We start from the raw sequence: 14,311 nt of genomic DNA on the forward strand, positions 1-14,311 counted from the left end.
CCGCTTACGCGGCCTTTTTTTGTGTTTTATTGATTATCTTTCTCTGAAAAATCAACTGCTTAGCAAGCATTCACCATTCTTCAACTGAGCCCATGTAGTGAAACTACCAAAAGGGCAATTAATCCCACCAGCAGCATCCCCGCCTCCCAGAGAAACTGACGTTGCCGACGATTGAGGGCAGCAATGATTTCTTCCTGATCACAGGCCCGCGCCTGCGGATTTCTCAAGATCTCCTGGCAACGCAGCCGGGCATATTCCAGGCGCTGTCGCGTACCTTTGCTTCTGGCCAGCACTTTGGCCTGCGCCCAGATATCGAGCTTAAAACGCTGCAGGCGAATCTCCTCCGCCGCCACCTTCACCGCTTTTCTGCGAGAAACCCTAGTCATAAGCCTTAAACCCATCGCCTCTAGAGAGTCTTCAACCTGTCTCTTCTAATTCTAAAGAGTCTTCAACCTGTCTCTTCTAATTCTAAAGAGTCTTCAACCGGTCTCTTCTAAAGAGTCTTCAACCTGTTTTTTCTAAAGAGCCGTCAAAATTCCGTCGAATTGCATTTATTTTAACCGCCCATCGTGTTTGTGCAAAATTTACACCCACTGATCTCAAACTATACTTTGATTGCCGGATGCCGGCGAAAATTGGGATGAGGAAAAGACAACCATGAAAGTCGACGGTCACAGCCTGCAAATAAAACTGATTCTTCTGGTCATGGGAGGCCTGATTTGTCTCCTGGCGGTCTCTCTCGGTGCAATGATCGCACTCAATGGCAGTCTGGGTGACTATCGAACGCTGCTGAAGGAACACGTGCGTATAGAAAACGCGATCAACCATATGAACTTCAGTTTTAAAGTGCAGGTACAGGAATGGAAAAACACATTGCTGCGCGGCTACGACGACGGCAACCGGGAAAAATACTGGGGGCGTTTCAACAAGCATCAGGTGGACATTCAAAATCAGGGAGAAGCACTGATCGCCAGTATCGATTCGGCGGAGAAAAGAGATAAGGTGGAAGGCTTTATCAGTGCGCATCGCGAAATGGGTCTGAAATACGCCCAGGGCTATGAAGCATTTGTAGCCGCCAGCTACGACTCCAAGGCGGGCGATCAAGCCGTTAAAGGCATTGACCGGGCTCCTTCCAAGCTACTGACACAGGCTGCCGAAGAATTCACCAATGAACGCCAGGCATTCAGCCGGGAGGTCGAAGAACAAAGCCAGACCGTCAGCCGTTGGTCCACGATTGCCGTATTTTGTGTGACAGCCCTGGTCATTATCTTTTTATGGCTGGTCCTGAAGAACACCTTTTTAACGCCCTTGCGCCGGGTTATGGAAAAGATCAGTGAACTCTCAGATGGCAACTTTACAACCTCCATAGATACCACAAGGCGCGACGAGCTTGGCCAACTGTCCGAAAACCTAAGCCATATGCAATCGGAAATTGTCGCCATTTTACGCAAGGTCCGGGATACATCGACCGAACTCCAGGACGCTTCCCGTTCCATTAACCACACCGCCAGTAATATCGCCGAACACACAGGGGCCACCGAGAAATACACCGATCAGGTATCCACGGCCATCCAGGAAATGTCGGATACCGTGCAGGATGTGGCCTCCAACGCCGCCGGTGCGGCGGATGCCGCCTCCCAGGCAGACAGCAACGCCCAAAGCGGTCTTAAAGTCATGGACGAAACCATCCACTCCATCAGTCACCTCTCCAGCGAGGTGGACCAGGTAGCGACAGCCATGGATCAGCTCGAACAAGACACTGCCAGCGTTGGTGCCGTGTTGGATGTGATCAAGGGCATCGCCGAACAAACCAACCTGTTAGCCCTTAATGCTGCCATCGAAGCCGCCCGCGCCGGAGAACAGGGCCGAGGCTTCGCCGTTGTGGCCGATGAGGTCCGTGCGCTGGCTCAACGCACCCAGGAATCCACAGAGGAAATTCAGCACATCATTGAAACGGTACAAAACGGCGCCTCACAGGCGGTGCGTGCCATGCACAGCAGCCGGGAGCAAACTCGCAACACCGTGGAACTGGCCACCAATGCCGGAGGCTCCATCGAGGAAATCACCGGTTCGGTCAGCAGCATTCGCGACATGAACACTCAAATCGCCACGGCTGCCGAAGAGCAAAGCTATGCGGCTGCGGAAATCCGCAAGAACGTGGTGAGCATGGCGGAATTGGCCCGTGAAGCCCACAGCAGCGCGCAGGACTCCACCGCTGTGGCCAATCGACTGGATGTCGCTTCCCAGGACCTCAATTCGCTGATTTCGCGCTTTAAGATGTAGTCAAGGGGTTACTGGACCTCGGCCTCCGGCGTTTGTCGAACTTCCAGCTCCTTGAGCATGCGCTCATTCACCTGCCGCCACTGGGGCAAGCTCTGCTGAGAGTTGCCCTTGAGTTTGCGCCCCCGGGCTTTCGCCAGCCACAAGCCTTCACCGTTAAAACTGTAAATCGGCAGCAAATCCGTTCTCTGGGAGGCCGGCAAAATCGTCTTGTTGATATTGTCGAGAATCAGGGGTTCGGCGTCGGGTGATGGATAATAAGCCAGCACCATATGCGCCTGGTTGTACTCCAGCGCCTTGACGTAGGTGATACGGATTTTCTCATTGTCCACACCGGTTTCATTCAGGGTGAAATACTTGCCGATGGAAAAGTCCTCGCAGTCACCGCCATTGGTGGCCAGGGTTTCTATCGGTGTGGCCCAGTAATCCTCCACCTGCCAATGCTCCAGATCGCTGATCCAGCGAACCTGATTAAAGAAATCATTGGCGGCCCGGGTTTTTTCCGCGTCGGTGAGTTGCGGTTGCAGATTGGTTTCCTGCATCAGCGATTGCCAGTTTTCCACCCGTTCCCGGGCCGGCCTGTCGTATTTTTCTTCAATATACTGATAGACCCGCTCATCCAGCCCTAGAAATTGGGCCGAGGCAACGGCAACGGCAAAGCTCAACACCACACCTCCGGGCCATCGCAGCCTCGCTCCCCATGATGTGTTGTATCCGCTGCGCAGCAAAGCGACCTTCCTGGACTGATGTGGAAAAGAACGTCATGGCATTATAGACGTGTCAGCCCATTATAGAAGATCCGAATAAACGAAAAAGAACTGAGTCGCAAATTGGCCAAACCCTTCAACTTTGATGACCAATTCAATCAATCGCCCCTATCCCTTTGCATTCCCCCCGACGAGTCTCTAGTGTCCTGTCTGGTTAATTCGATGAATTAGCCTGATAGGACACTAAAGTCCAGTCAAGCTGTTGATTTATGAGGAATTCCCATGACCACCACCGTTGAACTGCAGATCCGTGATGGTATAGCGCAGGTCACCCTGAATCGCCCCGATAAAATGAACGCCCTGAGCCGCGAGTTGTTTAAGGATTTGCTGACTGTGGGTGCGCAACTGAAGAATGACACTCATATTCGAGCTGTGGTCCTGCACGGTGCCGGTAACGCCTTCTGTGCGGGCCTGGATATGGGCTTCTTCGGCGACCCCGAATCCATGAACACGGATTTAACGCAACGCAGCTATGACATCACCAATGATTTTCAGCAGGTGGCCTGGGTCTGGCACGAAATTCCCGTGCCTGTTATCGCCGCTGTGCACGGCACCTGCTTTGGTGGTGGTCTGCAGATTATGTGTGGAGCGGACATGCGCTATGTTCACCCCGAGACCCGTCTGAGCATCCTGGAAATAAAATGGGGCCTGGTACCAGATATGGCAGGCACCCAGTTATGGAAAACCTTTGTCCGTGAAGACATTATTCGCGAATTGACCTACACCGGGCGTATTTTCAGTGGTGAGGAAGCCCAACAGCTGGGCTTTGCCACTCGACTTTGCAACCAACCACTGGAGGCCGCCCTGGAAACGGCGGCTGTTATCGCCGCAAAGAGCCCCGACGCCATTCGCGCCGCAAAGCGCCTGATCAATCAACAGAGTGAACTTGATGTGCCTGCGGGCATGATGGCCGAAAGCGTTGAACAACAGGCGCTCATGGGCAGCCGCAATCAGATAGAAGCCATCATGGCCAATATGGAAAAGCGCTCCCCCAGATTCAGCGATCCGCAATCCTGACGGCGCAAATGCTCCTTCCAGGGGATCGGGTGGGATATAATGCCGGGCTTTTGTCCGGTATTCCCTGATGAGCAGACCCCAGGTCATGAACACTGCCGAGGCCGAACCCTCCGTTGCAGCTGTCGACAACGTCAAACTCGGCGTAATTTTCGCACTGGCCACCGCGCTGGTGGGCAGTAGCGCCGCAGCAGCAGGCAAGCTGGCTACCGAACAACTGCCTATCGGTTTGATCGTCTTTATCCAGTTTGGTATCTGTCTGCTGGTTATGCTGCCGAGGTTGCTGCATAAGGGTGTGCGTGCGCTGGCCACTCAACGAGTCGGCACGCATTTGATTCGAGGCGCTGGGGGGTGGGTCAGCTTTTTCGCCTTCTACCATGCTCTCGGCCATATTCCCTTGGTGGATGCCAATCTGTTGCGCAACACGGCGCCGCTGTTTGTACCTCTGGTGGTGTGGCTCTGGGCCGCCATTCTGATTCCCAAAAACCGATGGCTGCCCATTGTCATAGGCTTTATTGGTGTGGCGATTATTTTGCGACCCCAGGCTTCCAACGGTGGCGGGTTTAACCTGGCTTATCTCTCAGGCCTCGCCTCCGGGGCGCTGCTGGCAATTTCCATGGTAGGCACTCGTCTGCTTTCCCGAACTGAAAGCAGTTTCACCATCATGTTCTATTATTTCCTGCTGTCTTTTGTTCTGAGTGTGCCTCTGGCGATACAGCAATGGCAACCCATCTCCATCGAGAGTTGGCCCTCGCTGATTTACATCGGCTTGTCGATCTTTCTGGCGATGTGGCTCTACACCAAAGCCTACAGTCATGCCAAACCGAGCGTCGTATCGCCCATCAGCTATTTTTCCGTAGTGTTCTCCGGATTATTGGGGTGGGTATTGTGGGGCCACATCCCCTCCCCGTTGTCCTTTGCTGGCATTGCCATGGTAGTGGCCGCCGGCGTCTGCACTGTGTATCTGGGCAACCGGGAGGAGAGTTGAGTTCCGCTTAGCGCAGCAACTCGGACACTTTGAAGGCCATCTCAAGAACCTGATCAGCATTCAGACGAGGATCACATTGAGTACGATAACAATTGGCCAGGTCCTCTTCAGAGACCCGATAGGCACCGCCCACACACTCCGTAACCTGCTGACCGGTCATTTCCAGATGTACGCCACCCGGGTGAGCGCCTTCGCTGCGCAGCACTGAGAAGAACTGTTGGATTTCCGTAAGGATTCGATCAAATGAGCGGGTCTTGAAGCCGCTGCTGGCTTTGACCGTGTTACCGTGCATCGGGTCACTGGACCAAACCACATGGCGACCTTCACTGGTGACAGCCTTCGCGAGAGCGGGCAGTTTTTCAGCCAGGGTATCGGCACCCATACGGGTGATCAAAGTAAGGCGGCCGGGATCGTTATCGGGGTTCAGGGCATCGATCAGCTTCAGCAACTCATCGCTGCTGATGCTCGGCCCCACCTTGACGCCCACTGGATTGTGAATGCCACGCATAAACTCAATGTGAGCGCCGTCGAGCTGACGGGTTCGTTCACCGATCCAGAGCATGTGCGCCGCACAGTTGTACCACTGCCCGCTCAGGCTGTCGCGCCGGGTCAGCGCCTCTTCATAATTCAGCAGCAACGCCTCGTGCGAGGTATACAGATCAGTTTCACGCAGCACCGGTGTGTTCTCGCTGTTGATCCCCATGACTTCCATAAACGAGAGCGCATCCTGGAGATCGTGCGCCAGGCGCTGATACTGTTCGCACTGAGGGTGACCGGAAACGAACCCCAGATTCCAGCGGTGAACCTGATGCAAATCCGCCAGACCGCCGTGGGCAAATGCCCGCAACAGGTTCAGCGTGGCAGTAGACTGATGATAGGCTTTCAGCATACGCTGGGGATCGGGGACCCGAGCGTCGGCAGTGAATTCCGAGCCATTGATGATATCGCCGCGAAAGCTAGGCAGCTCCTCACCGTCACGCTGCTCTATATCCGCTGAACGCGGCTTGGCAAACTGCCCGGCGATACGCCCCACCTTCACCACCGGCTTGCGGCCGGCGTAGGTGAGTACCACCGCCATCTGCAGAATCACCTTAAAGGTGTCGCGAATGTTGTTTGCGGAGAAGTCGACAAAGCTTTCGGCGCAATCCCCACCTTGCAACAAAAATGCCTCGCCTTTGGCGACGGCGGCCAGCTGTTTACGCAACTGGCGGGTTTCCTCGGCAAAAACCAGCGGCGGCAATGCAGCGAGTTCGTTTTCGGCATCCGCCAGTGCCAGGGTGTCGGTGTAGCGCGGTTGTTGCAATGCTGTTTTGTCGCGCCAGGAGTCGGGGGTCCAGGAGGTCATAGGAGTATCTCGGAACTTGATTTAATTCGTTATTGCCAAGCAGCGGATCATACAGAATCCAGCGCACCACGAACAGTTTAGCACCCGGAGTTAGGGTTACACGGGCGGTTTTTGCTGGCTATACTCAGACAAATTGCAACGAACGGACACGCCATGGCTCACATCTGTCTGGACTGCAGCTATAAAGGCACGCGCTTCCCCCAGGGGGCCTGTCCCGCCTGTGGCTCGAGAAATATCAGTAGCGGAGAAAAAGACACGCAAGCAAAACCTCCTTCTCGCTGGTCACTGTTTGTGCTGTTTGCCCTCTGGGCCTACCTGTTTTATGCCATCGCGATGAAACTGCTGGTCGACTGATTGCGGACAGTAAAAACAGATTGCAGACAGGGTAAAAGCAGACAGCATGGCCCTTGCCCAACGGCTCCAGTGGGGTAGAATCAAAGAGATGTTTTTACAGAGGATGTATCATGGCACACCCCCGCCCACCGCGGCTGATGTTTATTCGCCACGCCGAAACCTTCGCCAATATCAACCGCGTCTGGCACGGTCAAACCGATACCGCGCTCACCGATAAGGGCCATCGACAGGCCGATAAGCTGGGTCGGCATTTTCCTCAGGTGATGCGCCCCCACGCTCTCTACGCCAGCCCCTTGCAGCGCACGCGCCACACCGCAGAAGCCATTGCCCGGCAACAGGGCTTGAAGCTCAATCTGGACGAACGCCTGATGGAATTCCACTTAGGAGACTGGGAGAACACCTCCTTCGATGAACTGCGCGATAAAATGGATATTCCCCGCCGACTGAGAGATGAACCCGATTTTGCGGCCCCCAACGGGGAATCCCAGGCCATGGTGCGGCGACGCATGGTGGAGGCCATAGAGGAAATCATCCAACAGCACCCGGGAGAAGACATTGCCATTGTCTCCCACGGCGTTGCCATTGGAGTGGCCCTCGCCCATTACCTGCACGACGATACTACCCGCTGGGTCAACTACAATATGAACAACACTGCTTTTTCGGAGCTGTGCCTGGAAACCCGCTCCCTGAAGGCCTTTAACGAGACGCCACACCTGGACGACGAATCGGAGTAACGTTTGCATGCCAATCGATTCCCCTCCTGATGCCGACGTCGAAGCGTTGGCGATCAGAGATATCCTCCGAGGTCACACCCAAAGCCTGCACCAAGCCCTGCGCCTGTTGCATGAGCACGATCCCAGTGCAACTGCTCAGGGCATCAAGGGGGATATTACCCTTCCGATTCTAAACCAGTTAATTCAGGAAACACCGGTAACTGACGAGAAACTGTTGCTGACGGGGTTGTTAAAACAACACCCCAAACGACGGCTGGTGGAAGAGCTGAGACCGGCATTGCCATTTGTTGATCTATTGATCTCCCAATTGTGGGCCCAGGCCAAAGTCCATAACCAGGTGAAACCCCAGGCGCTCCAATTCAGCCTGCTGCTCACCGCCCGTTTACTGCAGCGCCCCGACATTGCCATTGATGGCGGCCATCCCCTGACGCAGCTGGCGTTCGCTCTGTTTCGCCACTTCAGTATCTGGGAACCCGGCAGCGGTCGCAGTGGCAAGGTGTTTCCGCAATGGCTGCAGGCGTTCAACCTCACACTACCGGATCTGGACATCAGTTCGAGCCCCACAATGCAGCAGGCTGTGGACAATTTTCGGCAATATCGCAATCGCGAACGCGAGAGAACCCACCGCTTTGAAGAACGTCTGAAACAGAGCGAAGCCGGTTCCGTGGATCTGGAGCAAGTCAGAAGCACCGTGGTGGACTTCGTTGGCCGTCGCCTCAGCGGTCAGCTGTTGCCCGAATCCATAAGTGCCTTCATTCAGACCCAACTGTTAGGGGACCTGCAATATCTGGTGATTCACGAGGGTGTGGGCTGCCCGACCTGGAAAAAATGGCAACGCTTGTTGCAGGTATTATCCTGGGCCTTCAGTCCTGACAACACGCCAGCCCATCGCCGCAAGGTGATGACGCTGCTGCCTCCTCAGATCGAACAACTTAACGAGAGCTATTGGCAATCCTTTACGGATCCGGACAAATATCAACCTTTTCTCCAGGACCTGCACGAGGCTTTTGTTGCCGTTCTTCAGTCCCTGCCCCTGGAGCTGGAGGCCTTTCCGGCACTGGTCGGTGCCCGTCAGGAAGCGGGGGAAAACCGCATAGAAGCCGGCCACCTGGAGGATCTCGATGCACATCAGGAAGGTGACTGGTACCTGTTTCAAGATATGGAAAACCGTGAAGTCGCCGGCAAATTGTTGCTCAAGAGCCCACAAAAGGATCTCCTGCTGTTCACCAACTACGCGGGTAAAACCCTGGCCCGCTACGGTTTTGAGGAATTCGGTCTGGCGCTGATCTCCAAGATCGTGCGACCGCTGAAATTGGATCTGCTCTATCCGGGTTGCCTGAGGGCAACCTGGCAACACCTCAATAATCGACATCTCTATAACCTGAAGATTCACCAACGACTTCAGGAATCCAATGCCCGAGAACAGGCTGCTCAAAAAGCCCGGGAGGAAGCTCAGGTGCTGGCGGCTCAGCAGCAAAAGCCTGTCGCTGCGCCACTGGAGGTCGGTCAGGCGCGCGAATTGCAGCAGTCGATCGACTCCCTGCAGGTGGGGGCCTGGCTGGCGGTGAGCAAAGAAGATGGCGCTTCCCAACATATCAAGCTTTCAGTAAAACTCCAGGAGGCCGACAAATACATCTTCACCGATCGTGTCGGACAACGGGCAGCGGAATTTAACCGCGCTAAATTGATGGAACTCATGGCAAGCCGCCAGCTGAAAATTCTCAGTCGCGGTGAAAACTTCGACAGCAGCCTGGAAAAGGTCGTGCGCGGACTCAGGAAGAAACAACATGAATGAACAGGACAATCGCCAGGAATACCGCCTGACCAGCAACGAAACCGTGTTTATTGAAGTGGCCGCCGCCAGCCCGGATGGCTTGCAGCCGGCCGAGATTTTGGTAAGCAACAGCCTCGATATTTCCGCCAACGGACTGCAGGTAAAGGTCAATCAACCCATTGAACTCAACACACTCCTGCAAGTGGCCATCCAGTTGCAGGACCAACCCAGGCGTATTCATCTAACCACCGAAGTTAAATGGGTGGGACAAATCTCGCAAAAGCAAGAGTGGATGTTGGGGTTACAGGTTTTGGCGTCAGACGACACGGGGTTGGCGGAATGGAAAAACCTGGTCGCAGACCGTCTTAGTCCAGAATTCTAAGACAATGCACACCGACCAGCGCTAGTGGGCCTCAGGGCGCCGTATCTGACTCCAGAAAACTGAGTATTTGCTGAGCCTGCTCGCGACTGTCACCACAGAAGGCCCGTTCGGGCTGAAAGCCTCGGCAGAATTCGGGGTAGGCATCCGTACCCCAAATGCGACAGGCATCGGTGCCCTCTTCCAGATTGACACAACGCTGACCCGCGGCCTTGCCATTGGGCATGCCTGGTAACGACTGAGAGATTGAAGGGGCGATGCAGCACATACCGCATTGGGATCGACATTCCATAGGGGCTATTGTGCGCAATGGGCATTTGTCACGCAAACAATTATCATAGTGGCCAAATATCCAGTATCCAGGAAGTGGGAATCCGCTATCATGAGCGAAAACGGTAAAAACCAGATCGACCCCGCCAGTCAGGCGCTGTGCCACCGGGTGACAGAACTGCGCAAGAAAAACAAGCAGACCCTGGACCAACTGGCCGCCGCCTCAGGCGTCAGCCGCTCCATGTTAAGCCAGATTGAACGCGGGCAGGCCAACCCCACCCTGGCGGTCACCTTTCGTATCGCTCAGGCGTTTGGTATCACCATCGGCGAGCTGGTGGACCAACCCTGGGCCAGCTCCACCATTGAGATCGTACACGGTGACGACGCCAACAATCTCTTCCGCTCAGACGATGAAGTGCAGATCCGCACTCTGTCACCGCTGCACATGGAGAAAAACATCGAGTTCTATGAGATTCGTATTGCCCCCAATGCCAGTCTCGACAGCGCACCCCACTATGAAGGCACCAAAGAGCTGCTGACCGTCACCGCCGGCAGTTGCGTGGTTCATTCCGGCGACAGCCAATGCAAGCTCAGCGCAGGTGATTCTGCCCATTATCGTGGCGACCTCAATCACACCATCGCCAATAGCGGCGATGGTGAACTGTTGTGTTATCTGGTGGTAACAAGCACTTGATTCGCCGTTAGGCCACCACGGCCACCTGGCTGCGGCGATCCAGACCGTCCAGCGCTCGCTGAATATCCTCCTGAATATCGTCGAGTGTTTCCAGCCCAACTGACAGCCGCACCAATCCATCGCTGATACCAAACTCAGCGCGTTCCTGCGCTGAATAGGGCGAGTGAGTCATGGAAGCCGGGTGTTGCACCAGGGTCTCCGCATCGCCCAAACTCACGGCGCGAGTCGCCAGCTTTAGCGCATCCATAAAGTGCACACCGGCTTCCATACCGCCCACCAGCTCAAACGCGATCATGCCGCCAAAGTTTCGCATCTGTCGGCACGCCAGCTCGTGTTGATCAAAACTGTCCAAGCCGGGGTAGTGAATGCGCTCAACCAGCGGATGCATTTGCAGCTGTTGTGCCACCGCCATGGCACTGGCGCAATGCCGATCCATACGCAACTCCAGAGTTTTTAAACCCCGCATGATCAGAAAGGCATCCAGCGGCGAAATCACCGCGCCAGTCATGTCCTTGAGTCCTTCCAGGCGAATCTGGTCGATGTCTTGCTGAGATCCCACCACGGCTCCGGCTACCAGATCTCCATGACCGCCCAGGTATTTGGTGGCCGAGTGGACAACCAGGTCGGCTCCCAACGAGATCGGCTGCTGCAAATAGGGTGTGCAATAGGTGTTGTCGACAATCACTTTTAGGTCGCGACTGTGCGCTATATCCACGAGAGCCTGAATATCCACCAGGCGGTTGTTGGGGTTTGAGGGGGTTTCGAAGTATACCACGCGGGTCTTATCAGTGATTGCGGCGGCGAGCGCCTCGGGCTGGGTCATATCCACATAACGGACGTTGACACCAAATTTGCTCATACCGTGCTGCAAAAAGGCGAAGGTACAGCCATAGAGGGTTTTGTCCGCGATAATCTCATCTCCCGCCTTAACCAGAGACCAAAGTGCCGAGGTGATGGCCCCCATGCCCGAGGCGGTGGCCAGTGCGGCTTCGCCGCCTTCCAGCGAGGCCATGCGTTCCTCCAGCAACGTCTGGGTCGGGTTGCCCAGGCGCCCGTATATATAACCCTCCTGTTCGCCGGCAAAGCGGTTGCCGCCGTTGGCGATATCCGGAAAAGCAAAGGTCGACGTCATGTACACCGGAGGCGCCAGAGCTCCCTGATGGTCCAACGGGTCATAGCCCTGGTGGATGGCGCGGGTGGCAAAACCCTGGTTTGAATTGGATGTCATTTCCTTCATGGTAACCGTCCTGTCTCAAGTCAGATAATGACCCATCTCTTTTCAAGCTTCGCGCCAGACCTCAAATCTCCTTTTAAATCAACAAGTTAACAGACTATCATTTAATTCACATCGACTTGTCGTAAGATATTTCTTACATTAAGAGCAAACTGACTGGTCACTACCCTACAAGATAAGGCGTTACAGAGATGTAAGATATTTTGTACACTGTAAGATAAACCTGACAAGCGGAAATCCACTCTTCCATGAGAATTGAACTGATCGGCGAAAACCGCGTTGGCATTACCCAGGAAGTACTGGCGTGCCTGAGCCAGCACAATCTTGATCTGGCAGCTGTCGAAGTCGTGGCAGGATACATTTATCTCAATATTCCTCAGTTGGAGACCGACCGGCAACAAGCGCTGTTCTCCCTGCTGATGAACGTACCCGGTATCAGCCAGATCCGCCGTATTGAATGGCTACCCAACGAGCGTCGAAGACTGCATCTGGATGCTCTGCTTTCCAGCCTTCCCGATCCGGTATTTGCCGTGGATTCCAGCGGCAGGGTTCTTTCCGCTAATCGCGCGGCCACCATAGCGCTCGACACCTCTGAGTCCAATTTGATCAGTACTCACATTGAAGGCTGGGTGAAGAGCGGCAACGGCGGTCTGCTGGAGAGCTCGATGCTCGAAAAAGAAGTGACCCTCGCAGGGCAACCCTATTGGCTGGAACAAATTGCCATGGTTGGCCCCACGCAGAGCGACCGCATGCTGATATTGCAAGCTCCCAATCGATTGGGACATCAGGTATCGCGTGTTCATATGGGAGAACGCAGTGGCTTTAATGCCATCATCGGGCAGTCGGAAGCTCTGAACCGGGTAAAGGAGCAAGCTCGCCGTTTTGCCGCGATTCCAGCGCCGCTGCTTATTCAAGGGGAAACCGGCACCGGCAAGGAACTGTTTGCTCGCGCGGTTCACTTAAGCAGCCCATGGCATGAGGCTCCCTTTCTGGCCCTGAACTGCGCGGCACTGCCGGAGAACCTGGTGGAAAGCGAACTGTTTGGATACGCGCCCGGTGCGTTCAGTGGCGCCAGTCGCGGCGGCAAGCCCGGGCTGCTGGAACTGGCCGACGGCGGCACCGCCTTTCTCGACGAGATCGGAGAAATGTCACCCTATGTGCAGGCCAAATTATTGCGATTTATTCAGGATGGCAGCTTCCGGAGGGTTGGCGGTAAAGAGGAACGACGGGTAAACGTTCGCGTCGTCTGCGCCACTCATCGTAATCTTCAGCAGTCTGTCAAGGCCGGTCACTTCCGCGAAGATCTGATGTATCGGCTCAATGTATTGAATCTGGAGCTGCCTTCGCTGCGGGAAAGACCGGCAGATATCGCACCACTATCCGACTTGTTTGTCACCCGTGCCCGCGAACAGATTGGTTGTCCTCCCACCAGCTTGACCCGGGAAGCCCGCACGTTGTTGAGTCGACACCCCTGGCCTGGCAATGTTCGACAGCTGGAAAATCTGCTGTTTCGAACCGTGGCCCTGCATCCCGGCAAGACGCTGGGCACGGAAGAACTGCAACAGTCAGGGCTCGACACTGAGGAGCTGAATCAGGATAACGAACCCGAAAATTGGAAGACCGCCCAGGCAACATTTGAAAAAGACTTGCTAAGCCGCATGATCAAGTCCTACCCCAGCACCCGCAAGCTCGCCAGACGACTGGGGGTGTCCCATACCACCATCGCCGACAAGCTCAGAGCTTACGACATCAAGACGGACGCATGATTCAAACCAACCCCACTTTAAGATTTGCAGGTACGGCAATATCCATCTGTTTGGGTCGCGCAAGGTTCAGCGAATGCATAAGCCTGGCATATTCTTCCGCGCTACTGACCTGCAGTCGCGGATTACAACGCTTCTCCTCACCGATTGATGAAACCGTCATACCGCTATAATCGTGACCCGGATAAACCAGCGTATGCTCCGGCAGCGTCAGCAGTCGGCTGAAAATACTGTGGTACTGTTGAGTGGCATTGCCATGCTGAAAATCCGTGCGACCGGTGCCGCGAATTAACAAGGTATCACCGCTAAACAAAAACTGTCGATCTTCATGTTTCAACAGGTAACAGTAGGAATCGTCGGTATGACCTGGTGTGTGCAGGGTTTCCAGAGATAAACCACCCAACTTAAGTACTTCGCCGTCTCTCAGATAACGGGTAACTCCCGTCGCTTTTGAACACTCTCCATGAACCGTTTCGCACCCAAACACTTCTCTCAGCTTACCCAGTGCGGTGATATGATCGGCGTGTACATGAGTATCCAACGCATAGACCAGGGTAAGATCCAGCTCTTGCAATAAACGTTGATAGAGAGGTATTTTCTCCAGCACGGGATCAATCAGAAGCGCCCTGCCACCGTCGTGCTCAGCAATCAAATAGGTATAGGTCCAGGAGCTTTCATCGAACAATTGTCGAAACAGCATACTTTCTTCTCCAAT

General features: G+C 54.7%; 15 protein-coding genes. 9 read left to right on the plus strand and 6 right to left on the minus strand.

Annotated features, from left to right (window positions below):
• Positions 1–80 precede the first annotated feature (80 nt).
• A complete protein-coding gene (locus tag HBA55_RS17305; protein ID WP_166993973.1) occupies positions 81–386 on the minus strand; it encodes a hypothetical protein in 306 nt (101 codons plus the stop codon).
• Between the two features lie 271 nt (positions 387–657).
• Between HBA55_RS17305 and HBA55_RS17310 the strand changes: the two genes are divergently transcribed.
• A complete protein-coding gene (locus HBA55_RS17310; RefSeq protein WP_166993975.1) occupies positions 658–2,283 on the plus strand; it encodes a methyl-accepting chemotaxis protein in 1,626 nt (541 codons plus the stop codon).
• Positions 2,284–2,291: 8 nt separating this feature from the next.
• On the opposite strand, the gene HBA55_RS17315 is transcribed toward HBA55_RS17310, so the two are convergent.
• Positions 2,292–3,008 (minus strand): transglutaminase-like cysteine peptidase, encoded by a 717-nt coding sequence (locus tag HBA55_RS17315; protein WP_240946135.1) that lies wholly within the window; start codon positions 3,006–3,008, stop codon positions 2,292–2,294.
• A 261-nt stretch (positions 3,009–3,269) separates the two neighbouring features.
• Between HBA55_RS17315 and HBA55_RS17320 the strand changes: the two genes are divergently transcribed.
• Positions 3,270–4,064, plus strand: a complete 795-nt coding sequence (locus HBA55_RS17320; protein ID WP_166993977.1) for a crotonase/enoyl-CoA hydratase family protein — start codon at positions 3,270–3,272, stop codon at positions 4,062–4,064.
• A 67-nt stretch (positions 4,065–4,131) separates the two neighbouring features.
• Positions 4,132–5,049: a DMT family transporter gene (locus HBA55_RS17325; protein ID WP_166993979.1), complete on the plus strand. Its 918-nt coding sequence runs from the start codon at positions 4,132–4,134 to the stop codon at positions 5,047–5,049.
• Positions 5,050–5,056: 7 nt separating this feature from the next.
• On the opposite strand, the gene HBA55_RS17330 is transcribed toward HBA55_RS17325, so the two are convergent.
• A complete protein-coding gene (locus HBA55_RS17330) occupies positions 5,057–6,394 on the minus strand; it encodes a class II 3-deoxy-7-phosphoheptulonate synthase (RefSeq protein WP_166993981.1) in 1,338 nt (445 codons plus the stop codon).
• A gap of 153 nt (positions 6,395–6,547) precedes the next feature.
• On the opposite strand from HBA55_RS17330, the gene HBA55_RS17335 reads away from it, so the two are divergent.
• The 4 genes from HBA55_RS17335 to HBA55_RS17350 all read left to right on the plus strand — a co-directional run bounded on the left by HBA55_RS17335 (position 6,548) and on the right by HBA55_RS17350 (position 9,638).
• A complete protein-coding gene (locus HBA55_RS17335; protein WP_166993983.1) occupies positions 6,548–6,748 on the plus strand; it encodes a hydrogenase maturation nickel metallochaperone HypA in 201 nt (66 codons plus the stop codon).
• Positions 6,749–6,858: 110 nt separating this feature from the next.
• Complete coding sequence (locus HBA55_RS17340; protein ID WP_166993985.1) at positions 6,859–7,482, plus strand: histidine phosphatase family protein; 624 nt, start codon at positions 6,859–6,861, stop codon at positions 7,480–7,482.
• Positions 7,483–7,489: 7 nt separating this feature from the next.
• Positions 7,490–9,277, plus strand: coding sequence for a DUF1631 family protein (locus HBA55_RS17345; RefSeq protein WP_166993987.1), 1,788 nt, complete (start codon positions 7,490–7,492; stop codon positions 9,275–9,277).
• Complete coding sequence (locus tag HBA55_RS17350; protein ID WP_166993989.1) at positions 9,270–9,638, plus strand: PilZ domain-containing protein; 369 nt, start codon at positions 9,270–9,272, stop codon at positions 9,636–9,638. Before HBA55_RS17345 ends, HBA55_RS17350 begins: the two co-directional genes overlap by 8 nt.
• A gap of 31 nt (positions 9,639–9,669) precedes the next feature.
• Here HBA55_RS17350 and HBA55_RS17355 read toward each other — a convergent pair whose 3' ends face one another.
• Positions 9,670–9,927 (minus strand): YkgJ family cysteine cluster protein, encoded by a 258-nt coding sequence (locus HBA55_RS17355; RefSeq protein WP_166993991.1) that lies wholly within the window; start codon positions 9,925–9,927, stop codon positions 9,670–9,672.
• A 90-nt stretch (positions 9,928–10,017) separates the two neighbouring features.
• Between HBA55_RS17355 and HBA55_RS17360 the strand changes: the two genes are divergently transcribed.
• Positions 10,018–10,599 (plus strand): helix-turn-helix domain-containing protein, encoded by a 582-nt coding sequence (locus HBA55_RS17360; protein ID WP_166993993.1) that lies wholly within the window; start codon positions 10,018–10,020, stop codon positions 10,597–10,599.
• A gap of 7 nt (positions 10,600–10,606) precedes the next feature.
• On the opposite strand, the gene HBA55_RS17365 is transcribed toward HBA55_RS17360, so the two are convergent.
• The gene (locus tag HBA55_RS17365; protein WP_166993995.1) at positions 10,607–11,836 is read right to left on the minus strand and encodes a methionine gamma-lyase; all 1,230 of its coding nucleotides are present in this window, start codon (positions 11,834–11,836) and stop codon (positions 10,607–10,609) included.
• A 245-nt stretch (positions 11,837–12,081) separates the two neighbouring features.
• Between HBA55_RS17365 and HBA55_RS17370 the strand changes: the two genes are divergently transcribed.
• The gene (locus tag HBA55_RS17370; protein WP_166993997.1) at positions 12,082–13,599 is read left to right on the plus strand and encodes a sigma 54-interacting transcriptional regulator; all 1,518 of its coding nucleotides are present in this window, start codon (positions 12,082–12,084) and stop codon (positions 13,597–13,599) included.
• 1 nt (position 13,600) lies between these two features.
• On the opposite strand, the gene HBA55_RS17375 is transcribed toward HBA55_RS17370, so the two are convergent.
• On the minus strand, positions 13,601–14,296 hold the full coding sequence (locus HBA55_RS17375; protein ID WP_166993999.1) for an MBL fold metallo-hydrolase: 696 nt from the start codon (positions 14,294–14,296) through the stop codon (positions 13,601–13,603).
• Positions 14,297–14,311: the final 15 nt, after the last annotated feature.

The sequence above is a fragment of the Pseudomaricurvus alkylphenolicus genome (assembly GCF_011683955.1).
In the GTDB taxonomy this organism is placed as follows: Bacteria; Pseudomonadota; Gammaproteobacteria; order Pseudomonadales; family Cellvibrionaceae; genus Pseudomaricurvus; species Pseudomaricurvus alkylphenolicus.